Below are 23,683 nucleotides of genomic sequence, written 5' to 3' on the forward strand. Positions count from 1 at the left end.
CCTAATAGGTTTTGGCGGCTGCGATGGAGCGGCGGGCGAAACGCTCGATGTCGTTGGGGTTGTCCTGTTCCATGACGTAGTATTGGGCAGCACTCTTGGCACGCAGCACCTTGATCAGACCGGCCCAGTCGATGGTGCCATGGCCGACATCCGACCAGCCATCCTCATCCAGCCCCTCGCCGGGCTTGGCCATGTCCTTGACGTGGACGGCACTGATGCGCTTGCCGTGTTTCTCGATCCACGGCAACGGATCATCGCCGCCGCGCACCACCCAGGCAACGTCCATCTCCCAGCTGACATCGGGCGCGGATGACAGGATGTGGTCCTGCGGCACCGATCCGTCGGCAAGTTTCTTGAACTCGAAATCATGGTTGTGCCAGGCAAAGCCGTAGCCAGCCTTTTTCGCGGCGTCGCCGACCTTTGCCAGACGCTCACCAAAGCCGCTCCAGCCGGCGGCGTCGGATGGCCGCTGGTCGGGCATCAGGAAAGGGCAGATGAGCAGCGTGATACCGAGTGCGTCGGCGGTTCTGCGCACGCCGTCGAAATCGTTCTCGAGCGCATCGATCGAGAAGTGCCCAGTCGGCATGGCAAGCCCGTTCTTGTCGAGCTCGGCACGGAATGCCCCGGGATCATCATAGACGCCGCCAAAACCTTCGACCTGGGCGTAGCCGAGCTTGCCGAGCATGGCGAGCACACCGTCCCAGGGTTGGAAATTGCGGGCGCTGTAAAGTTGGAATGACCAATTCATCGTCTCTGTCCGTTTCGCTTGGGGATTGTCGTTGGAAGGTTGGTTCTCGGAAGCTAGATGCGTGTGCCGGTTGCGGTGTCGAAAAGCGAAGCGCGCATCGGATCGAAGCCAAGCGTCACCGCCTCGTCGTTCTTGGGCGTGCGTTCCGAGGTCACCCGGACGCTGAAATTCTGCTGGGCAAGCTTCAGCCAGACCAGCGTGTCGGAGCCCATGGGTTCGACCACCTCGACATTGGCGGCTATCGAGAACGGCCAGCCGGTGCCACTGTTCAGGCTGACATGCTCGGGCCTGATACCGAATGTGACGGGGCCGGGAGCCGGAGGCTTGGCAAAGTCGTAAGTGCCGAGCGGGATCTTGATATCCTCGGCCGCGAACCGCCAGCCGCCGTCCGCGTCTTCCAGACGGCCATCGACGAAGTTCATTGCGGGCGAGCCGAGGAAGCCGGCGACGAAGCGGTTGACCGGACGGTTGTAGATGGTCTGCGGCGCATCGAGCTGCTGGATGACGCCGCCCTTCATCACCGCGATACGGTCGGCCAGCGTCATCGCCTCGATCTGGTCGTGGGTGACGTAGATCATGGTGTTCTGCAGCTTGCGATGCAGCAGCTTGATCTCGACGCGCAGTTCGGCGCGCAGCTTGGCATCGAGATTGGACAGCGGCTCGTCGAACAGGAACACGTCGACATCGCGCACCAGCGCCCGTCCGATGGCGACGCGCTGGCGCTGGCCGCCGGAAAGTGCGGCCGGCTTACGCTGCAGCAGCGGCTCGATCTGCAGGATTTCAGCCGCCCGCGCGATCCGCTTGGCGATCTCTTCTCTTGGCGTGCCGGCGACACGCAGCCCAAAGGACAGGTTCTTCTCCACCGTCATTTGCGGATAGAGCGCATAGGACTGGAACACCATGCCGATGCCGCGGTCCTTGGGCTCTTCCCAGGTGACGTTCTTGCCCTTGATGAAGATGCGGCCTTCGGAGACATCGAGCAGGCCGGCAATGCAGTTGAGCAAGGTCGACTTGCCGCAGCCGGACGGCCCGAGCAGCACGATGAACTCGCCATCGGCGACATCGAGATTGAGCGTCTCCAGGACGGTCACCGCGCCGAAATTCAGCGACAGGTCCTGGATCGAAACGCTGGTATCGTTGGCTGCCGTCATCGCCGTCACCCCTTCACCGCGCCGGCGGCGATGCCGCGTACGAAAAGCTTGCCGGAAATGAAGTAGACGATGAGCGGCACAAGCCCGGTCAGGATGGTTGCGGCCATATTGACGTTGTACTCCTTCACGCCTTGCACCGAATTGACGATGTTGTTGAGCTGCACCGTCATCGGATAGGTGTCGGGGCGGGTGTAGACGACGCCGAACAGGAAGTCGTTCCAGATGCCGGTCACCTGCAGGATGATGGCGACGACGAAGATCGGCAGCGACATCGGCAGCATGATGCGCAGGAAGATGCCCCAGAAGCCGGCGCCGTCGACGCGTGCCGCCCGGAACAGCTCTTCCGGCATCGATGCGAAATAATTGCGGAACAGCAGCGTCAGGATCGGCATGCCGAAAATAGAATGGACGATCACCAGCCCGCTGAGGCTGCCGTAGAGGCCGATTTCGCGCAGGATGATGACGATCGGATAGATCATCACCTGGTAGGGAATGAAGGCGCCGACGATCAGGATGATGAAGAACGTATCGGCGCCCTTGAAGCGCCAATTGGCCAGTGCATAACCATTCACCGAGGCGATGGCGATCGACAGCAGCACCGACGGCACGGTGATCCGCACCGAATTCCAGAAACCGCGCGAGAGCCCGTCGCAGTTAAGGCCGGTGCAGGCCGTTGACCACGCCTTGACCCACGGCTCGAAGGTGATCTCGAGCGGCGGTGAGAAGATGTTGCCGAGCCGGATCTCCGGCATGCCCTTGAGCGAGGTGACGACCATGACATAGAGCGGCAAGAGGTAGTAGACCGCCATGACGAACAATGTGCCGTAGAGGAAGACGTTGCGGCGCGAAATCATGCGGCGCGGCTTTGGACCGTAGGGCCCGGCGATGTCCTGGCGCGCGCCGGCGGCAGTCCTTGCTTGAGCGGTGATGTCTGCAATGCTCATTTGCGTCGCCCGAACTCGAGATAGGCCCAAGGCACGATGACGATCACCACCGAGAGCAGCATCATGGTCGAGGCGGCAAAACCCTGGCCGAGGTTCTGGGCGAAGAACATATAGTCGTAGACGTATTTGGCCGGCACTTCGGAGGCGATGCCCGGGCCGCCGCTGGTCTGGGCCACGACCAGGTCATAGACCTTGACGATGCCGGAAGCGATGATGACGAGCGTGGTGATGAAGACCGGCCGCATCATCGGGATGACGATGAACAGATAGGTCTTCCACATCGGGATCCCATCCACGCGCGCCGCCTTCCAGATGTCTTCGTCGATACCGCGCAGGCCGGCCAGCATCAGGCACATGATGAGCCCGGTGCCTTGCCACAGCGCAGCGATCGATATGCCGTAGATGACGATGCTGGAATTGTAGAGCGGGTCGAAGCTGAAGCTCGTCCAGCCCAAGTCCCGCACGACATGCTGGATGCCGAAATCCGGATTGAGCAACCACTGCCAGACCAGGCCGGTGACGATGAAGGAGAGCGCGAAAGGATAGAGGAAGATCGTGCGGAACGTGTCTTCGAAGCGGATCTTCTGATCGAGAAGTGCTGCAAGCAGGAAGCCGATGACCAGCGAGAACACCAGCGAGATCGCGCCGTAGATCAACAGGTTCTCGATCGAGATCAGCCAGCGCGGCGCCGCCCACAGGCGGTAATACTGGTCGAGCCCGACGAAATTCAGGCGCGGCAGGAGCTTCGAATTGGTGAAGGAATAGAGCACCGTCCAAACGGTGCCGCCGACGAAAACCACCATGGCGGTGAGGATCATCGGGATCGAGGCGACCTTCGCATTGAGGTTGCGGAACAGAAGGTTGGGGCGTTCGCTCTTGCTCATCTCGTCAGCCGGCTGGGTAAGGGCGGTGCATTCCCGGCCCTGCATTCGCAAGGCCGGGAATGAGGCGGGTTGCCTCCAGCGTCAGTCCGCCGAAGCGATGAGGTCGGCGAAGCGCTTCTGCGCGTCTTCGATGGTCAGTTCCGGCTTGGCGAAGAATTCGGCGAAAAGGTCTTCCTTCTGTTTCTGGGTGTCCTGTGAAAGCAGCTGGTCCGTCCACGGCATGACGGCGCCCTTGGCAAGGATGGCGAGGCCCTTCTTCATGCAGTCGTTGGCCGCATTGAGATCGACGTCGCCGCGCACCGGCAGGGAACCCTTCTTCAGATTGAAGGCAACCTGCGTCTTGGGATCGAGCAGCGTCTCGGCCAGCACCTCCTGCGCCTTGCTCTTGTCGGCATCCTTGAGCAGCGGGAAATAGAAGGCGTCGCCGCCCGTGGCTATCACCTCGTTCAGCCCAAGGCCCGGCAGGCAGGTATAATCCTTGCCGGCGGTCTTACCGGCAACCTGGAACTCGCCCTGCGCCCAGTCGCCCATGATCTGGCCAGCGGCCTTGCCGGTGATGACCAGGTTGGTCGCCTGGTTCCAGTCCTGCACATTGGTGTTCTTCGCCATCTTGCGGGCATCGTCCGCGGCCTTGAAGACCTTGGCGACTTCGGGCCCGGCGGCGAACTTGGCATCCTTGTCCTTGTAGACCTTGAGGAACGTGTCCGTGCCGCCCACAGCCGCAAGCAGGACGTCGAAGGCACCGGAGGATTGCCAGGCCTGACCGCCGACGGCGAGCGGGATGATGCCGGCCTTTTCCAGCGCCGGCGCTGCCGCCACGAATTCATTCCAGTCCTTCGGCAACGGCACGCCGGCCTTCGCGAAGGCTTCGTTGGACAGCCACAGCCACTGCCAGGAATGGATGTTGACGGGCACGCAGTAGATCTTGCCGTCGATGGTGCAGCCGTCGAGCAGGCTCTTCGGCCGGACGACATCAGTCCACTTGCCCTTGGTGGCGACGTCGGTGAGGTCGCGCATCAGGCCGGCCTGCACCAGTTCCTCCGCCTGCCGGCCATGGTTGAACTGCGTGGCGCCCATCGGATCGCCACCGGTGATGCGGCTGATCATGATTGGCCGCGCCGTGCCGCCGGAGCCGGCAATGGCGCCATCCACCCAGTGGTTGCCGGTCGCATCGAATGCCTTGGCAAGTTCCGCAACCGCCGCCGCCTCGCCGCCCGACGTCCACCAATGGGTGACTTCCAGGTCCGTCGCGGCCGCCTGGCCGGCAAACTGCAACGCGGCCGTCGCTGCCAGCGCAGCGGTCAAAAGTTTGTATCGCATTTCGGCTCCTCCCAGAATCTGAAACGTTACAGATTTTCGATACGGCAATTGCGCGGGCTGCGCAACCCATCAACGAACCGCCCTCGATATTTTTTCGGGCCGCGAACAAATTCGCATGAATGATCGCGCTTCCCATGCATTGCAGCATAGTTTGCTGCGGCGCAAACACCGAAATGCCACCTGATACGGGCAAAAGGCGGCGGCAGAGGCGATTTCTACTGGAATCCCAATGCGTTTCGCAAAAGAACCATCCACCTCGTGGCGAGGGACATGTAACTCGATATGGCAATCTGTAACGTTTCAGTATATTGAGGCTTTGCCGGGGCTGGAACGCATATCGTACCGCTATGGCGGCGATTGCCGACATGGCTCGCGGCTGCTATGCGCCTGACGGGCGGGACGAATGGACAGACAGCGTACGGACAAGAACGGGGAGACCTCGGCGCAGGGACGGCCGACGTTGAAGACGCTTGCCTTCATGACCGGGCTCGGCGTCACCACCGTGTCACGCGCCTTGAAGGATGCCCCGGAAATCGGCGCCGAAACCAGGCGTCGCGTCCAGCTGGTCGCCAAGCAGATCGGCTACCGGCCGAACCGCGCCGGCGTGCGTCTGCGCACCGGCAGGACCAATGTCATCAGCCTCGTGCTCAACACCGACCGCGAGATCATGAGCTTCGTCTCGGACATCATCTACGGCGTTTCGGAAGTGCTCGCCGAAACGCCCTATCACCTGATCGTCACGCCCTATTCCCGCTCGCAGGATCCGATGGAGCCGATCCGCTATCTCGTCGAGACCGGCTCGGCCGACGGAGTCATCATTTCGCGCACCCAACCGAACGATCCGCGCGCCCGCTACATGCTCGAGCACGGCATGCCCTTTGCCACGCATGGGCGCACCGACATGGGCCTCGTCCATCCCTACCATGACTTCGACAACCATGTTTTCGCGATGGAAGCCGTGCGCCGCCTGGCGAGCATGGGCAGGCACAAGCTGGCGCTTCTGTCGCCGCCGCCCGGGCTGACCTATTATGGCCACACGCTAAACGGCTTTGCCGATGCGCTAAGCGAGGTCGGAGCCAGCGAAATTCCGTTCAACACCGTTTCCATCGATCACACGATCGAGCAGATCAGGACCAGAACCGCGCAGGTGATGCGCCGCGAGAACAGGCCGGACGGCTTCGTCAGCAGCGCTGCCGCCGCGACACTGGCGATCGTCGCCGGCATCGAGGATGCCGGCCTCAAGCTTGGCCGCGACGTCGATGTCGTGTCCAAGCAGTCGTCCGACCTGTTGCACCTGTTCCGGCCGGAATTGCTCGTCGTCAACGAGAACTTCCGCCTGGCCGGCTCCGATCTCGCCCGCTCCGTGCTCGGCTGGATCGGCGGCGCCGCACCCGGCTCGTTGCAGCGCCTGGTCGCCACCAGCGAGGTTCGGGCGTTCAGCCCGCCGGTTTCCGTTTAGGCCCTTGGGTTAACCAGCCGCACCGCTTCCCCACGGCCCATGGAACGCGCCTTTGTCGTCGATACGCTCGAAGCCGTGCGCGCCGAAAAAGTCGCGCTGCGCCTGGATCAGGTTCGAGGTGCCGCGGCCCTGGCGGTAGCTGTCGAAATAGGCAAGTGCGGAAGACAGCGCCGGAACCGGCGAGCCGGCCTCCGAAGCCCTCGCCACGATGCGCCGCAGCGACGGATGCGCTTCCTGCATCAGCGCGATGAAGGCCGGGGCCATCAGGAGGTTGGTCGAGGCGCTGCCCTTGCTGAAGGCCTCCGCCATGGTGTCTAGCATCTGCGAGCGGATGATGCAGCCGGCGCGCCAGATCCTGGCGATGGTCGGCATCGGCAGGTTCCAGTTGAATTCCTTGGAGGCGCCGCTCATCACCGCAAAACCTTGGGCGTAGGCGGCGATCTTGCCGGCGAACAGCGCCAGTTCGAGATCATGCAGCAATTCGTCCTTGTCGCCGGAAATCTTCGTCACGCCGGCGCTGCCATAGGCCTTTTCCGCCGCCAGCCGCTCGTCCTTGATCGACGACAGAACGCGCGCCGCCACCGCCGCTTCGATCGCGGTGGCCGGGATGCCGAGTTGTTGCGCCTCGATGACCGACCATTTGCCGGTGCCCTTCTGGCCGGCGCGATCAAGGATGATGTCGACCACCGGCTTGCCGGTCTTCGGATCGTCTGATGCCAGCACCTTGGCGGTGATCTCGATCAGGTAGGAATTGAGCCGGCCCTTGTTCCAGTTGGCAAACACCGTGCCGATCTCTTTCGGGTCCATGCCCAAGCCGTCGCGCAGGATGCCGTAGATCTCCGCGATCATCTGCATGTCGGCATATTCGATGCCGTTATGGATGGTCTTGACGAAATGTCCGGCGCCGTCGGTGCCGAGCCATGCCGCGCAGGGCTCGTCCTTGAACTTGGCGGAGATCGCCGTCAGCACCTTCTCGACGCGCTTCCAGGAGTCCTCCGTGCCGCCGACCATGATCGACGGCCCATGGCGCGCGCCCTCCTCACCGCCGGACACGCCCATACCGATGAAGGTGAGGTCCGAGCTGGAAAGCTCGGAGAAGCGCCGCATCGTATCGCGGAAATTGGCGTTGCCGGCGTCGATGACGATGTCGTTGGCCGACAGCACGCCGCGCAGAGCCGCGATCTGTTCGTCGACCGGCATGCCGGCCAGCACCATGATGATGATCGGGCGCGGCGGCCGGATCGCGGCGGCAAGCTCTTCCAGGCTGTAGCAGGGCACGACCATGTCCCTGAGCGCGCCGGCATTCTCGATGAAAGCGTCCGTGCGCGCCCTGGTGCGGTTGAAGACAGCGATGCGGTGCCCGTGCTCGGCGATGTTGAGCGCCAGATTGGAGCCCATCGTGCCAAGGCCGATCAGGCCGATTTCGGCATTTTCCATCGTTTCTTCCCTGCTTTCGGATCTTGTTGGTTCGAGCCCGCGATTTGCGGGGATGCCCATTCTTCACGGGATGCCATTCTTCACGTGATGATTGACGGGCCTTTCGGGCCGCGTCAACCGCCTCGCCGAATTGTGTTGCGCGGATGGCCGGCCAAGCTCGTGCAGGTCTGGCTTTACGGCCTGATGTCGACAGGCGCTTCGATCTTCACCATCTCGAAGTCCGAGACCAGTATGTCGATGCGCACCGTCCACCGGCCCGGCACCGGGATGACGAGGTTGTCGACACGCCAACTGCCGTCGCCGGGCTTGCTCGCAGCGCGCTTCAGCGGCTCGATGCCGGAATCGGGTTTTGACAGCACAAGCGTCACCTCCTTGGCGTCGAGCAGGCCGAAATCGCCGCTCATGATGAACATCGAGGCAACGACCGGGCCGGCATGGCCCGGCGTGATGCTGAGATCGGCCATCGCTTTCAGCGCGTGGATATGGACCGACACCGGTTGCGCTGCCGCAATCGCGAGGGCTCGTGGCGGCGGCGTGAAGCGCCAGCCCGCGGCAACGCCGAAAATCGCCAACACGATCAACATCTCGACGCCGATCGAGCGGACCAACCTGCGTTGAACTTCCGTCGATCCCGCCTCGGCCGATGCCGTGAGTTTCCAGCGGTTGACGGCGGCGAGCGTGAACAGAAAGACCAGCAGCCCGAGCTTGATCAACAGCAGCCTTCCATAGGCGGTGTCGACCAGCGCCAACGGTGTTTGCACCTGGATGACGGCAAGCACGATGCCGGCAGAGGCAAGCACGGCCACCACCGGCAGGATCGCCCAAGAAAACCGCCGCAGGAATGGCGTGGCCCCCGCCGATTGCCCCTTCAGCGCCAGCCCGAGTGGGACCAATGCGCCGGCCCACAACGCGATGCCGACGCCGTGCAGGAACACCATCGGCCGTGTCAGCCATTGCGGTTCGGCGGCACTGGCATGGCCGCTGGCGGCAAGGGCAATCCCAACCCCGGCCAGGCCGGCCAGCGCAAATGGTTTGGCGGTGGCGCGGGGGCCGGCCAGCGACAGCAGGCCAAGCCCCAGCGCAATCAGCGCGACCAGCACCGTCCAGCCGAAACTGGTGCCGAGTCCGGTCCGCCAGATAACCGCCTGTGCCAGATGGGAGAGCGGTGCCCCGAGCGCATCAAGCCCCTGCAACCCAAGCGACAAGGGCGCCGCGACAAGTCCGCCCAGGATTGCGGCTGCAACGAAGCGCTGTCCGGCGCGGCCACCTTGGGACAGCCAGGCGAGGGCGAAAGCGCCGCCGACGCCGAGAAAAAGGCCGATGTAGAGAAAGACCTTGCCGAGCCAGATGGCCGACCGCGACGGCCAGTCGGCGGCCTCGGACACGGCCGGCGGCGCGCTGGGTGCGCCGATGGAGAACAGTAGGGAACCACCGACCGGATGGCCGTCGGCGGAGATGATGCGCCAGCTCAGCACATGCGTGCCGGACTTGAGCGGCTGCGGATTGTCGATCTCGACGCTCTGGTTGCTGAGCCGGAATGACGTTAGCGGAACCGGCTTGCCGTCGGGCTTCACCAGCGTCAGGACCAGAGGCGAGACCGGCTCGCTGAAGGTCAACGAGAACTGCACCGGCCCCTGTTCCAGCACCGCGCCATCGGCCGGATCGGTCGTGATCAGCGCGGCATGGGCAAAGGCCTGATTTGGCCCGGTCATGATGGCAAGAAACACGATCAGGGCCAGCAGGCCGACGACCAGCCGGCCGGCGCGGCGGCCGGTCATGCAAGCCGTTTGCAAGAAGGACGTCGTGCTCATGTCACCGCCAAGGAGAATAGCGGCGCGCTGGTCTGAGCGCGCCGCCCAAAAAATCATTTCTTCGGTAGCAGCTTGATGCCGGGTGCCGGGCTTTCCAGCGCGTCTTCATCCTGGCCGGCTGCCGGGATTTCGATCCAGCGGTCGGCGGCCCCATCGCATTCCTGCACAACTGGGAAGTAAAGCTTCTGGCCGACAGGGAGATCCGCCGTCAGCGTCGCGCGGAAGACGAACTCGTCGTAGAATTCATCTGGCAGGTTGCCGCCGCTCCAGTCGACCTCCTTGACCCCGTCGGTCATCGCCTGACCGTAGAGCTGGTAGGATTTGTCGTACTTGCCCTTCTTGGCCTGCAGCGTCCAGCCAGGCTTCGGCATCGGCTTCACCGCGATCACCCCTTCCGGAATCTGCACGCGCACGGCGGTCGTCGCCTTGCCGTCGCAGCCATGCGGCACCCGCAAAACGGCCTTGTAGGTCGAGCCGACCGCCGCCTCCTGGGTTTCGAACGTGACATGCGCGAAGGCAGCACTGGTTCCGAGCGCGAGAAGTGCGCCGGCTGACAAAAGATATTTGTTCATGATGGGCCCTCGGATTTTCAAAATTTGTCGACTGGCGCGGTCAATTGGCGTGATCGTCCATGGCGCCACCGCCCATGCCTTCGACAGCGAAATCGACGCTGATGGCGCCGGCCTTTTCGAAGGTCAGGACGGCTGAGAACTTTTCGCCCTGTTTGGGTTGCCGCTTCAGGCCGATGAACATCAAATGATAGCCGCCAGGCGCAAGGGCTACCTTGCCGCCGGCCGGAATTTCCAGGCCACCGGCAACCGGACGCATGGTCATGACGCCGTCCTTGACGCCCATCTCATGCAGCTCGGCCTTTTCAGAGACTTCGGAGGAAATCGACACCAGCCGGTCCGGCGCACTGCCGTTGTTGGTGATGGTGAAATAACCGCCGGCAACTTTGGCGCCGGCCGGCGTGGCGCGCGACCAGGGGTGGCCAATCTCAAGATCGCCAACCTTGAACTCATGCGCGAGGACGGACTGGGCGCCTGTGAACAGCAGCGCAAGAGCCAGCACGGCAATGCCGACACGCTCTTCGATGCCGCGTAGAATGCCGCCGAGCATGGGACGCGCGGCGTCAGGGGAAAAATAGGACATGGTTGCTCCATGAAGTGAAGGTCGCGCCGTTGCCGGTCGCGAGCAGTTTGATCTTTGGATGGGTACGCCCACGAAAGGTTCCGCCGGGCAAACAGGCTCAGGCCGTCAGCGGCGGCGCGCGCGGGTTCGACGGCGAGCGCTCACGCGCAAAGTCGAGATGGATGGCCGCCGGAAAAACAAAGGCGACCGTTTTGAAGGAAAGGCTGCCCAGTGCCAGGCCAGCACCGGGCGGCGGCGCAAAGGCCGCCGAAACCATGCTGCAGCCGAGCACGCAGCATGCCGGAAGATGGGACGGCGGCTGGTTGTCGCCGGGAAGCTGGGTTGCGCCCTCATGGGTGCAGATGACGTTGCCGAAGGCGTCGAGCTGCGATGCATTGGGACCGGTGCCGAAGGCGAATGCTCCGAGCGTCGACTGGAGCAACAGCAGATAGGCCGCGACCAGCGCGACCGGCATGCTCCACCGTCTCCTCGATACGCTCAAAGCCCTGCCTCTTCGCAGCAATGCGACATTCCTAGCACGGGGCTGGCGGGTGGAAAATCGCCAAATCGCCGCGGCGCCAACGCGGCAGGCTCAATGCATGCCGCCCAAGTGTATAGCGGTTTTGGGACAACGACATGCCTGAAACGAGACTCTGAGCCGCGATGCGGCTCAGGATTTTTGCAGCGACCGGCTCTCCGGGATCGAGGTCAGCAATGTCTGGCGCGCCGACTTCAGGTGCCTGCGGCAAGCGGCGTCGACCTTGCCGAGATCGCGTGATTTCAGCGCCTCTATGTAGACCAGATGCTCACCGATGGCGACTTCGTTGCGCTCGCGTTCCTGCGCCTTGTTCCACTGGTAATGATAGTGGAAGATCATGGCGATGACATCGTAGAAATCGACGATGAAGCGGTTGCGCGACGCCCGGTGGATGAGCCGGTGGAAGCGCTCGTCGAGCTCGGAGAATTCGGTGAAGCGGGCGGCTATGTCGTTTGCCAACTGGCGATGCTCGTCTTCCAGGCGGTCGAGATCGGTCCAGACCGCGCTGTCCTGCGGTAAAGCGGCAAAGGCAGCCGCCGAGCGTAGTTCGAACATTTCGCGGATTTCGGTCAGCTCCAGCGCGAAGGCGCGGGTAAAACCCTTCAGCACCCAGTGGCTGTTGCGACGCTTCTCGATCAGGCCGAAGCGGGAGAAGCGGATCAGGAACTCGCGCACGCTGGTGGTGCCGACGCCGATCTCACGCGCCAGTTCGAGTTCGTTGATCTGCATGCCGGCTTCGGCACCGCCGGCGAGCAGCCGACGCATGAACGACCGTTCGATGATCTCGGCCAGCGTGTCGGTCTCCTCCTCGGGGAAGAAATCATCGGGACGCGGTTCGCGCAGCACCGTCTTGGCGCGCTTGTTCCAGGCGATCAGCCCGGTCTCTTCCATGCGCGCGAGAATGGTGCGCACCGTGGTCCGGCTGACGCCAAGCAAGGTGCCCAGTTCCGGCTCCGAAGGCAGGCTGCGCGTTTCGTCGAGTAGCCGCAGGCAGCGGTTGTAGGCATCCTTGTAGACGTTGTTGCTCTTCGACATCCCTGATCCGTTGCACCCGTCGCTTGCCGCGGCCGGTTTGAAGCGCGATATGACGTTCCCATGGCCCTGAAAAGCGAATTCGCTTTCCGGAACACCCAAGGCATGCGGAACTCCCCAGTGAAAAAACAATTGACGCAAAACTGTTTTTTCACGATAAAAGACAATATCTCTAAACAGACGCGTGTCAATCCGTCCGCGCAACCCAGGATCACCCAGGAAACCGCCCGTGAACGCCTCCAACTGCATTCTTCTGTCCCCCGCCGACAATGTCGCCGTCGCCAACGGCCGCATCGAGATCGGCACCGCGCTGCCGGGCGGTGCCGTCGCCAGTGTGTTGATCGAGCCCGGCCACAAGGTGGCGATCAAGCCGATCGCCGCCGGCGAGGCCGTGGTGAAATACGCCCAGGCGATCGGTCGCGCGACACAGGATATTGCGGCGGGCGAGCACGTGCATTCGCACAATCTGGTGTTCGAATCCGGCCGCTTGCCGGTCGTGCCGCCGAGCGAGGCCGAGCACGCGACGGAGGCCGACCGCGCCCGCACCTTCATGGGCTATCGCCGCGCCGATGGCCGCGCCGGCACGCGCAACTTCATCGGCATCGTCGCCAGCGTCAATTGCTCGGCCACCGTCTGCCATTCCATCGCCGACACCGCCAACCGCACGCTTTTGCCGAAATATCCCGGCATCGACGGCTTCGTGCCGATCGTGCACGGCCAGGGCTGCGGCATGAGCGGCACCGGCGACGGCATGATGGTGCTGCACCGTACACTCGCCGGCTACGCCCGCCACCCGAATTTCGGCGGCGTGCTGATGGTCGGCCTCGGCTGCGAGGTCAACCAGCTCACCCTCTACGGCCAAAAGGGCGTCGCTGCCGGCAAGCGCCATTTCAACATCCAGGACGCCGGCGGATCGCGCAAATCGGTGGAAAAGGCGATGGGCGTGCTGGCCGAGATCGCCGAGGAAGTCGGCCAGCTGAAGCGTGAGCCGATCCCGGTCAGCGAGATCGTCGTCGGCCTGCAATGCGGCGGCTCCGACGGCATGTCGGGCATTACAGCCAATCCGGCGCTGGGCGCGGCTGTCGACATCCTGGCCGGCGTCGGCGGCATCGGCATCCTCTCCGAGACGACGGAGATCTACGGCGCCGAACATCTGCTTGCCTACCGCGCGGCAACGCCGGAGATCGCGCAGAAGCTCGACGGCTTCGTGAAATGGTGGGAGGACCATGTCGCCAAGCACGGCGCCTCGATCGACAACAATCCCTCGCCCGGCAACAAGCGCGGCGGCCTCACCACCATCCTGGAGAAGTCGCTCGGCGCGGTCGCCAAGGGCGGCCAGACGCCGCTCAACGGCGTCTTCGGCTACGCCGAAAAAGTCACTGGCAGCGGTCTGGTGTTCATGGACACGCCCGGCTACGACCCGGTTTCGGCGACCGGCCAGGTGGCGGGCGGCGCCAACGTCATCGTCTTCACCACCGGCCGTGGCTCCTGCTTCGGCTGCCGTCCGACGCCGTCGATCAAGGTCGCCACCAACTCGACGATGTACCACCAGATGGAGGAGGACATGGACGTCAATTGCGGCGTCATCGCCTCGGGTGAAAAGACCATCGCCGGCATGGGTCGCGAGATCTTCGAACTGATCGTCGAGACGGCTTCCGGCCGCAAGACCAAGAGCGAGGACTTCGGCTACGGCGACAACGAGTTCGTGCCCTGGCATCTGGGCGCAACACTTTAGATTTTACTGATATAAAGTAGACGGCGCGCCGGTCAGTGGCGGGCAACGGGGAGGTTGTGCATGGAAAAGCGCCGCATCGGCCAGACAGCGCTGGAAGTCACCGAGGTCAGCTTCGGCGGCGCCGCACTTGGCGGTCTCTATCGCGCCTGTTCGCGCGAAGCGGCGATGGAGACGCTGCAGGGCGCCTGGGATGCCGGCCTGCGCTATTTCGACACCGCACCCTTTTACGGTTTCGGACTGTCGGAGCGCCGCTTCGGCGACTTCCTGCGCTACAAGCCGCGCGATTCCTATGTGCTGTCCACCAAGGTCGGCCGGCTGTTCCGCCCGGTGCCGGAAGACCAGGTTCCCGATCACTCCTATGTCGATCCGCTGCCCTTCGCGCTCGACTACGACTATTCCTATGACGGCATCATGCGGTCGGTCGAGTTCAGCTATGCGCGGCTTGGCCTAAACAGGATAGACATCCTGTTTGTCCACGACATCGGCGCCTACACCCATGGTGTCGAGAAGACCAAGCTGCACTTTCGCGACCTGATGGACGGCGGCCTCAAGGCACTCGAAGAGCTGAAACGGTCCGGCGTCATTTCCGCCTATGGGCTTGGCGTCAACGAGGTGCAGATCTGTCTGGACGTGATGCGCGAGGCGCCGCTCGACTGCATCCTGCTCGCCAGCCGCTATTCCTTGCTCGACCGCAGTGCCGAAGCGGAGTTGCTGCCCCTATGCCGGGCGCGGCAGACCTCCTTGGTCATTGGCGGCGTGTTCAACTCCGGCATCCTGGCGACCGGACCGGTGCAAGGCGCACATTTCGACTACCGCCCTGCCAGCCATGACGTGCTCGACCGCGTCGGCGCAATGGAAAGGATCGCCGCCGAGGGTGGCTATCCGCTCGCCGCCGCAGCGTTCCAATTCCCCTTGCATGAACCTGCCGTCGCCACCGTGCTGACCGGCACCGCCAAGCTGGCGAACCTGACGCGTAACCTCCAACTGCTCGACATCGACGTGCCGGAGACGGAATACGCCAGATATCGTCCCCACACGCTGGTGCAGGAGCTGGCGTGAAACTTCATATTCTTGCGGTCACACGAAGGAATGAATATTCCATGTTGACGAAATGTTGGAATTAATATTCCATACATTCCCGGAACGGAACGGAAGCGTGACGGCGTCAATGGGGAGCAGCGCGGTGGATTTGCTTCTGCCAGACCTCGCAAGGACTGATCAAACACCGCTTGCATCGATCTGTTCGATGCATTATCAAAATGGCAATTGTTTTTTATTGATAAAGTTCTGTTTGGGCCACGCCTATCCGGACGGAGCTTCCGTAACGTTCACCGGGCGACTTTAGGGAGGAAACCTCATGAAATTCGCGACCAGCATTCTCAACCGCCGCGCCGTCATGGCGCTGGCAGCAGCTTCGATGCTCGCCGGCGTTATGCATTCGGCGCCTGTTTCGGCGGCGGACGTCACCATTCCGATCATCGTCAAGGACACCACGTCGTTCTACTGGCAGATCGTTCTGGCCGGCGCCCGCAAGGCTGGCAAGGATCTCGGCGTCAACGTGCCGGAACTCGGTGCCCAGGCTGAAACCGACGTCAACGGCCAGGTCTCGATCCTCGAGAACGCCGTTGCCAGCAACCCGGCGGCCATCGTCATTGCGCCGACCGAGTTCAAGGCGCTTGGCAAGCCGATCGATGAAGCCGCTGCCAAGGTCAAGGTCATCGGCATCGACTCCGGCGCCGACTCCAAGGCTTTCACCTCGTTCCTGACCACCGACAACGTCCAGGGCGGCCGCGTCGCCGCCGACGGCCTCGCAGCCGCCATCGGCGCTGCCAACGGCGGCAAGATCGAGGGCGACGTCGCCCTGATCACCAACGCACCGGGCGCCGGCTCGCTCGAACAGCGCAAGCAGGGCTTCACCGAACAGCTGGCCGCCAAATATCCGGGCCTCAAGCTGGTCGCCGATAAATATGCCGACGGCCAGGCCACCACCGGCCTCAACATCGCCACCGACCTGATCACCGCCAACCCGAACCTCAAGGGCATCTTCGCTTCCAACCTGATCATGGCGCAGGGCGTCGGCCAGGCTGTCGCGGAAAACAGCCTTGGCGGCAAACTGGCGCTGGTCGGTTTCGACAGCGACGAGAAGCTGATCAAGTTCCTCAACGACGGCGTCATTTCCGCCCTCGTCGTCCAGGATCCGTACCGGATGGGCTATGACGGCATCAAGACCGCACTCGCCGCCTCCAAAGGCGAGAAGGTCGAAGCCAATGTCGACACCGGCGCCAATCTGGTGACCAAGGACAACATGAAAGACCCCAAGATCGACGCGCTGCTCAATCCGAAGCTCTGAGCCGTCGCATCCGCAATCGTCTCCGGGGCACCTCGCCCCGGAGACACAAGCTGCCGCACAAACGGCTTGGCAATCCGCACGCCTGAGCTAGGCTGTTTTCGAGGCATATCCTTGCCTCGCCGCGTGCCAATCGTGAGGCCAGCCTGGGAAGCCAATCCGGGAGGCCAATCTGGGAGGATTGTCATGATTTCGACGGCGCAGGAACTGCATCCCACACCCGTTCTGGAACCGGGGCGGACCATCCTCGAATTGCGCGGGCTGGAGAAGCGCTATCCCGGCACCCACGCGCTGAAGCCGGTCGACCTCGCCTTCAAGTCCGGTGAGATACACGCCATCGTCGGTGAGAACGGCGCCGGAAAATCCACGCTCATCAAGCTTCTGACCGGCGTCATGCCGCGCACCTCCGGAGAGATCGCCTGGGAGGGCCAACCGGCCGCCCTGGCCACGCCGCACGAGGCGATGGCGCTCGGCATCAATGCCGTGCACCAGGAAGTCGTGCTGTGCCGTCACCTGACGGTCGCCGCCAACATGTTCCTAGGCGAGGAGAATTCACGCTTCGGCATCCTGCAGCAGCGCGCCATGGTCAGGCAGGCGCAGACGATCATCGACGACCTCGGTTTCGACCTGCCGGCGCATGTCACGCTCGGCGACCTGACCATCGGCCAGCAGCAGTTGATAGCCGCCGCCCGCGCCACCGTGCGCGGCACCAAATTCCTGATCTTCGACGAGCCGACCGCCTACCTCACCCGCAAGGAGGCCGACCAGCTTTTCACCCTGATCCGTCGGCTGAAGGGCGAAGGCGTGACCATCATCTACATCAGCCACCGTATGGAGGAAGTGTTCGAGCTCGCCGACCGTGTTTCCGTGCTGCGCGACGGCACGCTGGTCGGCACCCGCAACATCGCCGAGACCAACGATGCCGAGCTGGTCAAGATGATGATCAACCGCTCGATCGAGCAGGTCTATCACAAGGAGCATTTCACGCCGGGCGCCGCCATCATCGAGGCGAGGAGCCTGTCCGGCAAGGGCTTCGAAAATGTCTCGATGACGGTCCGCGCCGGCGAAATCGTCGGACTCTATGGCCTGATCGGTGCTGGACGCAGCGAGTTCGTCACCACGCTTTACGGCCGCCACCGCAAATCCGCCGGCCAGATCCTCTGGGAAGGCAAGGAGGTGCAGGTCAATTCCGAGCATGACGCGATCAAGCTCGGCATGGCGCTGGCGCCGGAAAGCCGCCGCGACCAGGGCCTCTGCCTCAACCTGCCGGTCGGCTTCAACCTCAACCTGCCGATCTACAAGCGAATCTCGAACAATCTGCTGATTTCGAGCGCGCAGGAGAAGACGCAGGCCGATCGCCAGATTGCCGATCTGCGCATCAAGACACCGACGCGCGGCGCGCTGGCATCCAGCCTGTCGGGCGGCAACCAGCAGAAGATCGTCATCGGCAAATGGCTGGCGCACGGCGCCAAGCTGTTCATCTTCGACGAGCCGACGGTCGGCGTCGATGTCGGCACCAAGGCCGAGATCTACCGCCTGTTCGGCGCACTTTTGTCAAAGGGCGCCGGCATCATCCTGATCTCGTCCTATCTGCCGGAAGTCTATGAACTCGCCGACACGCTGCATGTGTTCCGGCGCGGCAAACTGGTGGCGACGCACGGTTTTCACGCCGCCAGCCACGAGGATATTTCTCACTCAGGCGCTCGCCGAGAAACAAGAAAAGCCGGGAGGACAGATATGAGCACCGAGGCGATTGCCGTCGAAAAACCAAAGCGCAACTATAATGTCCTGTTTGGGCTGACGCTTTTGGCGCTGCTGGTTCTGCTCTGGATCCTTCTCTCCGTGGCGACGACGAGCTTCGCCTCCGCCAACAACATGGCCAATCTCTTGCGCCAGGGCTCGATGATCGCCATCATGGCGGTCGGCCAGACTTTCGTCATCATCACCGGCGGCATCGACCTGTCGGTCGGCGCCGTGGTCGGTTTCGCCACGGTGGTCGTGGCCATGATGATCAATGCCGGCTTCCCCATCTGGCTCGCCATTCTGGTGACGCTGCTGGTCGGCGTCGCCATCGGCATGTTCCACGGCTTCGGCATCGTCAAGATGGGCCTGCCGCCCTTCATCATCACGCTGGCAACACTGACCTCGCTGCGCGGCATCGGCCTTTTGATGACCAACGGCAATTCGATCAACATCAACAGCGACACCTTCACCGCCTTCTCGCGCAATTCCTTCATCGGCATCCCCAACCTGTTTTGGATGGTGATCCTGGTCGGTATTCCGGCCTATATCTTCCTGCACCACAGCCGCTGGGGCCGATACCTGTTTTCGGTCGGCTCCAACGCCGAGGCCTCGCGCCTGTCCGGCGTCAATGTCCAGCGCACCATCTACATGGCCTACACGCTGTCGGGCCTGTGCGCCGCCTTTGTCGGCGTGCTGCTGGCGGCCCGCATCGGCATCGGCAACCCGACGCAGGCCGAGGGCTGGGAGCTGCAGGCGATCGCGTCTTCGGTCATCGGCGGCACCTCGCTGTTCGGCGCCGTCGGCTCGGTGCATGGGCCGCTGCTCGGCGCCTTCATCCTGGCCACCATCAACAACGGCGCCAACCTGCTCAACGTCAACTCGTTCTGGCAGCGCATCATCACTGGCGCGCTGATCATCATCATCGTCTACTTCGACGGCCTGCGCCGCCGCGGCAAGTAGCGATCCCGCAATCAACCGCCGGCCCGCCACACCAACGGGCCGGCGATTTCATGACTGGATTAGCGCATGAAAGCCGTCCTCTGCCGTTCGCCCGGCGATCTTGTCCTTGAAGACCGGCCCGCACCAGAGGCACCGCCTCCCGGCTGGGCGCTGGTGGCGGTCAGCCATGTCGGCATCTGCGGCACCGACTACCACATTTTCGAGGGCAAGCACCCGTTCCTCGCCTATCCCCGCATCATGGGCCATGAGGTGTCGGGAACGATCGTCGAGGCCGGCGACGGCGTCGATCTTGCCGTTGGTGAGCCCGTGGTGATCAACCCCTATCTTTCCTGCGGCAAGTGCATCGCCTGCCGGCACGGCAAGCCCAATTGCTGCGTCAGGATCGAGGTCTTGGGCGTGCATCGAGACGGCGCCATGTGCGAACGGATTCTGGTGCCGGCACAAAATCTCTATCCCGCCAACGGCCTTTCGCTGGCCGACGCCGCCGCAGTCGAGTTCCTGGCCATCGGCGCGCATGCAGTGCGGCGCGCCCGCGCCGACCCCGGCGCCCGCACGCTGGTCATCGGCGCTGGCCCGATCGGGCTCGGCACCGCCATCTTCGCCCGCATCGCCGGGCTCGACGTGACGCTGCTCGACATGAGCAGTGAAAGGCTCGCCTTGGCCGCAAATGAGCTTGGTTTCCAGACCCTCGACGGGTCGCGCGGCGCGGTGCCCGATCTGGTCAAGGGAGCGACATCAGGCGAAGGCTTCGATGTCGTCTTCGACGCCACCGGCAACACCCAATCGGTGCAGTCGGCTTTCGCCCATGTCGCGCATGGCGGAACGCTGGTGCTGGTCTCCGTCGTCAAGGACGACATCAGCTTTTCCGATCCGGAATTCCACAAGCGCGAGATGACGCTGATCGGCAGCCGCAACGCGCTGCGCGCCGACTTCGATCACGTCGCCGCCTCGATCCGCAACGGCGCCGTGCCCCTGGCCAAGCTCGTCACACACCGCACCACACTCGCCGGCACGCCGCGCGATCTCGCCCGCTGGGCACACGAGAAATCCGGCCTGATCAAGGCTGTGATCGAGGTCGGATAGAGGCGCCTGTTCGACACGAATTCGGAGATCGTTGAGCGCCCAACTTGGTAGATCTGATGCTTTGGCGACTAGCCGCAACATCCATCGCTTCGTCATCCTATGGCGGAGCGAGGAGCGAAGCGACGCGGCACAGACCATAGGATCCATGCCGTGACCTGAGAGCGTTGCTTCGGTGCAGAATTCTGCGCCGCTGCGCTCTTCGCCCGAGATCGCGGCATGGATCCTTGGGTCTCCGCGACGGAGCTGCGCTCCTGCTTCGCCCAAGGATGACGACGTTAGCTACAGCGCCGACAGCTTCAGCTCCACCCGCTCGGCCGGGAAGCGCGACTCGGAAAACTGGATCGGCTGGCCGTCCGGCGTGACGTTGACGGCAACCGTGACCAGCACGATGGCGCCCGGCAGCAGGTCGAGGTCGGCAAGGTCCGCCGCATCGGCATGGCGCGCCGACAGCACGGTCGATTGCCGGAGATAGTCGTCGATGCCGAAACGCGCCAGCGATGCGGTGATCGAGCCGGTTTGCGCCATCGCGGCATCGATGCCGGCAAAGCGCCGGGCCTCGAACCAGCCGGCAGCACGCGACACCGGCCGTCCGTCGGCTTCGCCGCGCGTTTCCAACCGGATCACATCGGCTCCCCTGGCAAGGCCAAGGCCCTCGGCAACGCGCTGGCTGGCCGGCTCGATCGACGAGGCGAGCAGGACGATGTGCCGTTCCGTCGTTTGCCCTTGCAGCCCTGTCGAAAAGCGTGTGCGCGCGCCGATCGGATAGGACAGCCGCTTGCGCGACAGTACGAAGGTGCCGCGCCCCTGCTCGGCCCGCAGCACGCCTTCCCTTACAAGGGCCGATATGGCGCTGCGCACCGTGTGACGGTTGACGCCATAGCGTTCTGCCAGCGCCACCTCCGGCGGCAACGCTGCATTCTCCGTGAAATCGCCGATGGCGATCGCATGCAGGATCTTGTCGGCGATCTGCCGCCACAGCGAAACGCCACTGCGCCGCTCGATGCTGTCCGCTGCCAGCCGCCCGACTATCATTGCCCCAACCTTCCAGCGCCCAGTCTTATATCGCTGTCATCCACCCGTCATGGACACGCGTTAGATAATAGGTATAATTTGTATAGTTGTCTATATCAATAGACAAATTGACAAAGAGGAATGCTGCTGATGCGAGGACAGGAAGCCCGCGACCAGGCCGAGCGCAAGGCCGCCATGGCGACACTGGCGCAATCCAGCGGCGATGACATCGTCCGGCTCTGGAATGAAGCCGGATTGCCTTCGGAAGCAGAACTGCTGCGCGGCCCCGAGACCGGGCTGGTCACCGTGCGCGGCCGCATCGGCGGCGGCGGCGCGCCCTTCAACGTCGGCGAGGCGACCGTCACCCGCGCCACCGTCCGGCTGCCCTCCGGGCAGGTCGGACATTGCTATGCGCTTGGCCGCGACAAGCAGAAGGCGAAGCTGGCGGCCATCGCCGACGCGCTGTGGCAGGACCCTGCCCGCCGCAATGAAGTCGAGACCGGACTGATAGCGCCCCTGCGGTCGGCTCTGACCGCAGCGCATGAAAAACGCCGCGCCGAGACGGCGGCAACGAAGGTGGATTTCTTCACCATGGTTCGCGGAGAAGACTGATGGACATTGCAGCGCAATCGATAGAGGGCGGTTTCGCCGATCCGGTCTTCAATGCCCAGACGGTGTTCCGCGCCGTCATGGACGCAATGGCGCGGCCAGGCAGCGTGCAGCCGCTGCCGGCCTTCGCCCGCCCGCCGGCGCCGCTCTCGGCGGCCGCCGGCGCCATCGCACTGGCGCTGTGCGATAACGACACCCCGCTCTGGCTCGACCAGACCCTGCAAGCTTCCACCGCGATCAGACCCTGGCTTGGGTTCCACACCGGCGCGCCATTGGCCAACACACCGGCCGATGCGCATTTCGCCTTCATCGCGGCCCCGGCCGAGATGATGTCGCTCGATGGTTTTTCGCAGGGCACCCAGGACTATCCCGACCGTTCGACCACGCTGATCCTGCAAGTCGGCGATCTCGTGTCCGGCACGCCGCTGTTGCTCGAAGGTCCCGGCATCGAAACCAGCGCCACGATCGCGCCGGCACAGATGCCGCGCCATTTCGTCGAGCAGTGGAAGCAGAATAACCAGCGCTTTCCGCGCGGCGTCGACATCATACTCGCCACATCAGATGGCATTGCCTGCCTGCCGCGCACGACGCGCATCAAGACAATGGAGGCGTAAAAAATGTATGTCGCGGTAAAAGGTGGCGAAGCCGCAATCGCCAACGCCCACAGCCTGCTTGCCGACCGCCGACGCGGCGACCGTTCGGTGCCGGCCCTTCGCCTCGACCAGATCGTCGAGCAGCTGGCGCTCGGCGTGGATCGGGTGATGAGCGAAGGCTCGCTCTACGACCGTGAGTTGGCGGCACTCGCAATCGTCCAGGCGCGCGGCGACCTGATCGAGGCGATCTTCCTGGTGCGCGCCTATCGCACCACGCTGCCGCGCTTCGGCTACACCAGGCCCATCGACACCGCCGGAATGCTGGTCGAGCGGCGCGTGTCGGCGACCTATAAGGACCTGCCCGGCGGCCAATTGCTCGGGCCCACATTCGACTACACCCACCGGCTGCTCGATCCCGAGCTTGCCGCCGGCGCCGACGTCGCCCAGCCCTTGCTGCGCGAGACGGAAGCGCAAGCCATGCCGCGCGTCTCGGCGATCCTCGCCCGCGAAGGCTTGATCGAACCGGACGGCGACATGCCGCAGGACCATGTCCCCGGCGACATCACCCGCGAGCCGCTGGAATTCCCGATGGCGCGCGACATCCGCCTGCAGGCGCTGTCACGCGGCGACGAGGGATTCCTGCTGGCGCTCGGCTATTCCACCCAGCGCGGCTATGCCCGCAACCATCCCTTCGTCGGCGAGATCCGCATCGGCGAGGTCGAGCTTGAGCTCGACGTGCCCGAACTGCCCTTCGCTGTCCCGCTCGGCACTGTCCGCGTCACCGAATGCCAGATGGTCAACCAGTTCAAAGGCTCAGCCAAGGCGCCGCCGCAGTTCACCCGCGGCTACGGCCTGGTCTTCGGCCAGAGCGAGCGCAAGGCGATGGCGATGGCGCTTTGCGACCGGGCGCTGCGCGCCTCCGAACTCGGCGAGGATGTCGTCGCCGCCGCGCAGGACGAGGAGTTCGTCATTTCGCATTCCGACAACGTCCAGGCGACCGGCTTCGTCGAACATCTGAAGCTGCCGCACTATGTCGACTTCCAGGCCGAACTCGACCTCGTGCGCCGCATGCGCGCCGAATACGACGCCCGCGAAAACCCGGCGAAGGTCGAAGAGAAGCGGGAGGCCGCAGAGTGACCCAAGGCCT

Annotated in this window: 21 protein-coding genes and 1 pseudogene; 10 read left to right on the forward strand and 12 right to left on the reverse strand. The window is 63.6% G+C overall.

The genetic code is table 11. From position 1 onward, the window contains the following. Window position 1: 1 nt before the first annotated feature. The 5 genes from NKH52_RS03955 to NKH52_RS03975 form a co-directional block, all read right to left on the reverse strand. A complete protein-coding gene (locus tag NKH52_RS03955; protein WP_352728101.1) occupies window positions 2-748 on the reverse strand; it encodes a sugar phosphate isomerase/epimerase family protein in 747 nt (248 codons plus the stop codon). A 53-nt stretch (window positions 749-801) separates the two neighbouring features. After that, complete coding sequence (locus NKH52_RS03960; RefSeq protein WP_023812494.1) at window positions 802-1,899, reverse strand: ABC transporter ATP-binding protein; 1,098 nt, start codon at window positions 1,897-1,899, stop codon at window positions 802-804. A 5-nt stretch (window positions 1,900-1,904) separates the two neighbouring features. Beyond that, the gene (locus NKH52_RS03965) at window positions 1,905-2,843 is read right to left on the reverse strand and encodes a carbohydrate ABC transporter permease (protein ID WP_352728099.1); all 939 of its coding nucleotides are present in this window, start codon (window positions 2,841-2,843) and stop codon (window positions 1,905-1,907) included. After that, window positions 2,840-3,727 carry a carbohydrate ABC transporter permease gene (locus tag NKH52_RS03970; protein ID WP_027037757.1) on the reverse strand — a complete coding sequence of 296 codons (888 nt, stop codon included), beginning with the start codon at window positions 3,725-3,727 and terminating at the stop codon, window positions 2,840-2,842. The genes NKH52_RS03965 and NKH52_RS03970 overlap by 4 nt, the downstream gene beginning before the upstream one ends. 81 nt (window positions 3,728-3,808) lie before the next feature. Beyond that, complete coding sequence (locus NKH52_RS03975; RefSeq protein WP_023812491.1) at window positions 3,809-5,047, reverse strand: ABC transporter substrate-binding protein; 1,239 nt, start codon at window positions 5,045-5,047, stop codon at window positions 3,809-3,811. 403 nt (window positions 5,048-5,450) lie between these two features. Between NKH52_RS03975 and NKH52_RS03980 the strand changes: the two genes are divergently transcribed. Beyond that, window positions 5,451-6,506: a LacI family DNA-binding transcriptional regulator gene (locus tag NKH52_RS03980; RefSeq protein ID WP_023812490.1), complete on the forward strand. Its 1,056-nt coding sequence runs from the start codon at window positions 5,451-5,453 to the stop codon at window positions 6,504-6,506. A gap of 9 nt (window positions 6,507-6,515) precedes the next feature. On the opposite strand, the gene gnd is transcribed toward NKH52_RS03980, so the two are convergent. The 6 genes from gnd to NKH52_RS04010 form a co-directional block, all read right to left on the reverse strand. After that, window positions 6,516-7,943, reverse strand: a complete 1,428-nt coding sequence (gnd, locus tag NKH52_RS03985) for an NADP-dependent phosphogluconate dehydrogenase (RefSeq protein WP_352728097.1) — start codon at window positions 7,941-7,943, stop codon at window positions 6,516-6,518. Between the two features lie 173 nt (window positions 7,944-8,116). Then, the gene (locus NKH52_RS03990) at window positions 8,117-9,721 is read right to left on the reverse strand and encodes a copper resistance CopC/CopD family protein (protein ID WP_502908004.1); all 1,605 of its coding nucleotides are present in this window, start codon (window positions 9,719-9,721) and stop codon (window positions 8,117-8,119) included. A gap of 86 nt (window positions 9,722-9,807) precedes the next feature. Next, window positions 9,808-10,326, reverse strand: a complete 519-nt coding sequence (locus NKH52_RS03995) for a YcnI family copper-binding membrane protein (protein WP_352728094.1) — start codon at window positions 10,324-10,326, stop codon at window positions 9,808-9,810. 40 nt (window positions 10,327-10,366) lie between these two features. After that, entirely contained in the window at window positions 10,367-10,906 is a 540-nt protein-coding gene (locus NKH52_RS04000; RefSeq protein ID WP_352728092.1) for a copper chaperone PCu(A)C, read from the reverse strand. Window positions 10,907-11,003: 97 nt separating this feature from the next. Further along, window positions 11,004-11,360 (reverse strand): DUF2946 family protein, encoded by a 357-nt coding sequence (locus tag NKH52_RS04005; RefSeq protein WP_352728090.1) that lies wholly within the window; start codon window positions 11,358-11,360, stop codon window positions 11,004-11,006. A 195-nt stretch (window positions 11,361-11,555) separates the two neighbouring features. Then, window positions 11,556-12,458: a GntR family transcriptional regulator gene (locus tag NKH52_RS04010; protein WP_352728088.1), complete on the reverse strand. Its 903-nt coding sequence runs from the start codon at window positions 12,456-12,458 to the stop codon at window positions 11,556-11,558. A gap of 226 nt (window positions 12,459-12,684) precedes the next feature. Here NKH52_RS04010 and NKH52_RS04015 point away from each other — a divergent pair, with 226 nt between their 5' ends. From NKH52_RS04015 to NKH52_RS04040, 6 genes and pseudogenes are all read left to right on the forward strand, one after another. Further along, complete coding sequence (locus NKH52_RS04015) at window positions 12,685-14,190, forward strand: UxaA family hydrolase (RefSeq protein ID WP_352728086.1); 1,506 nt, start codon at window positions 12,685-12,687, stop codon at window positions 14,188-14,190. A gap of 60 nt (window positions 14,191-14,250) precedes the next feature. Next, window positions 14,251-15,249 carry an aldo/keto reductase gene (locus NKH52_RS04020; protein ID WP_352728084.1) on the forward strand — a complete coding sequence of 333 codons (999 nt, stop codon included), beginning with the start codon at window positions 14,251-14,253 and terminating at the stop codon, window positions 15,247-15,249. 298 nt (window positions 15,250-15,547) lie between these two features. After that, a complete protein-coding gene (locus NKH52_RS04025; protein ID WP_023812481.1) occupies window positions 15,548-16,540 on the forward strand; it encodes an ABC transporter substrate-binding protein in 993 nt (330 codons plus the stop codon). A 183-nt stretch (window positions 16,541-16,723) separates the two neighbouring features. Continuing rightward, window positions 16,724-18,278, forward strand: a pseudogene (locus NKH52_RS04030) (sugar ABC transporter ATP-binding protein). Further along, window positions 18,275-19,240 carry an ABC transporter permease gene (locus tag NKH52_RS04035; protein ID WP_023812479.1) on the forward strand — a complete coding sequence of 322 codons (966 nt, stop codon included), beginning with the start codon at window positions 18,275-18,277 and terminating at the stop codon, window positions 19,238-19,240. Before NKH52_RS04030 ends, NKH52_RS04035 begins: the two are co-directional and overlap by 4 nt. A gap of 66 nt (window positions 19,241-19,306) precedes the next feature. Next, complete coding sequence (locus NKH52_RS04040; RefSeq protein ID WP_352728083.1) at window positions 19,307-20,323, forward strand: zinc-binding alcohol dehydrogenase family protein; 1,017 nt, start codon at window positions 19,307-19,309, stop codon at window positions 20,321-20,323. A 279-nt stretch (window positions 20,324-20,602) separates the two neighbouring features. Here the strand turns inward: NKH52_RS04040 and phnF are convergent, their stop codons facing one another. Then, window positions 20,603-21,352 carry a phosphonate metabolism transcriptional regulator PhnF gene (phnF, locus tag NKH52_RS04045; RefSeq protein ID WP_023812477.1) on the reverse strand — a complete coding sequence of 250 codons (750 nt, stop codon included), beginning with the start codon at window positions 21,350-21,352 and terminating at the stop codon, window positions 20,603-20,605. A gap of 132 nt (window positions 21,353-21,484) precedes the next feature. Between phnF and phnG the strand changes: the two genes are divergently transcribed. From phnG to NKH52_RS04060, 3 genes are read left to right on the forward strand one after another with little or no spacing between them, the layout of a single operon-like run. Further along, complete coding sequence (gene phnG, locus NKH52_RS04050; RefSeq protein WP_023812476.1) at window positions 21,485-21,946, forward strand: phosphonate C-P lyase system protein PhnG; 462 nt, start codon at window positions 21,485-21,487, stop codon at window positions 21,944-21,946. Further along, window positions 21,946-22,557, forward strand: a complete 612-nt coding sequence (gene phnH / locus NKH52_RS04055; protein WP_352728081.1) for a phosphonate C-P lyase system protein PhnH — start codon at window positions 21,946-21,948, stop codon at window positions 22,555-22,557. Before phnG ends, phnH begins: the two co-directional genes overlap by 1 nt. Before the next feature lie 3 nt (window positions 22,558-22,560). Next, window positions 22,561-23,673 carry a carbon-phosphorus lyase complex subunit gene (locus NKH52_RS04060; protein ID WP_352728079.1) on the forward strand — a complete coding sequence of 371 codons (1,113 nt, stop codon included), beginning with the start codon at window positions 22,561-22,563 and terminating at the stop codon, window positions 23,671-23,673. Window positions 23,674-23,683 lie beyond the last annotated feature (10 nt).

The sequence above is a fragment of the Mesorhizobium sp. M1066 genome (assembly GCF_040318635.1).
GTDB lineage: Bacteria > Pseudomonadota > Alphaproteobacteria > Rhizobiales > Rhizobiaceae > Mesorhizobium.

Bases quoted from the DNA above. Each gene is read 5' to 3' on its own strand.
- NKH52_RS04000 (WP_352728092.1), bottom strand. From the start codon at position 10,906: ATGTCCTATTTTTCCCCTGACGCCGCGCGTCCCATGCTCGGCGGCATT.
- NKH52_RS03995 (WP_352728094.1), bottom strand. From the start codon at position 10,326: ATGAACAAATATCTTTTGTCAGCCGGCGCACTTCTCGCGCTCGGAACC.
- NKH52_RS04010 (WP_352728088.1), bottom strand. From the start codon at position 12,458: ATGTCGAAGAGCAACAACGTCTACAAGGATGCCTACAACCGCTGCCTG.
- phnH (WP_352728081.1), top strand. From the start codon at position 21,946: ATGGACATTGCAGCGCAATCGATAGAGGGCGGTTTCGCCGATCCGGTC.
- NKH52_RS03955 (WP_352728101.1), bottom strand. From the start codon at position 748: ATGAATTGGTCATTCCAACTTTACAGCGCCCGCAATTTCCAACCCTGG.
- NKH52_RS04005 (WP_352728090.1), bottom strand. From the start codon at position 11,360: ATGCCGGTCGCGCTGGTCGCGGCCTATCTGCTGTTGCTCCAGTCGACG.
- NKH52_RS03990 (WP_502908004.1), bottom strand. From the start codon at position 9,721: ATGACCGGCCGCCGCGCCGGCCGGCTGGTCGTCGGCCTGCTGGCCCTG.
- NKH52_RS04025 (WP_023812481.1), top strand. From the start codon at position 15,548: ATGAAATTCGCGACCAGCATTCTCAACCGCCGCGCCGTCATGGCGCTG.
- NKH52_RS03965 (WP_352728099.1), bottom strand. From the start codon at position 2,843: ATGAGCATTGCAGACATCACCGCTCAAGCAAGGACTGCCGCCGGCGCG.
- NKH52_RS04060 (WP_352728079.1), top strand. From the start codon at position 22,561: ATGTATGTCGCGGTAAAAGGTGGCGAAGCCGCAATCGCCAACGCCCAC.
- gnd (WP_352728097.1), bottom strand. From the start codon at position 7,943: ATGGAAAATGCCGAAATCGGCCTGATCGGCCTTGGCACGATGGGCTCC.
- NKH52_RS03970 (WP_027037757.1), bottom strand. From the start codon at position 3,727: ATGAGCAAGAGCGAACGCCCCAACCTTCTGTTCCGCAACCTCAATGCG.
- NKH52_RS04040 (WP_352728083.1), top strand. From the start codon at position 19,307: ATGAAAGCCGTCCTCTGCCGTTCGCCCGGCGATCTTGTCCTTGAAGAC.
- NKH52_RS04020 (WP_352728084.1), top strand. From the start codon at position 14,251: ATGGAAAAGCGCCGCATCGGCCAGACAGCGCTGGAAGTCACCGAGGTC.
- NKH52_RS03975 (WP_023812491.1), bottom strand. From the start codon at position 5,047: ATGCGATACAAACTTTTGACCGCTGCGCTGGCAGCGACGGCCGCGTTG.
- NKH52_RS04035 (WP_023812479.1), top strand. From the start codon at position 18,275: ATGAGCACCGAGGCGATTGCCGTCGAAAAACCAAAGCGCAACTATAAT.
- NKH52_RS03960 (WP_023812494.1), bottom strand. From the start codon at position 1,899: ATGACGGCAGCCAACGATACCAGCGTTTCGATCCAGGACCTGTCGCTG.
- phnG (WP_023812476.1), top strand. From the start codon at position 21,485: ATGCGAGGACAGGAAGCCCGCGACCAGGCCGAGCGCAAGGCCGCCATG.
- NKH52_RS03980 (WP_023812490.1), top strand. From the start codon at position 5,451: ATGGACAGACAGCGTACGGACAAGAACGGGGAGACCTCGGCGCAGGGA.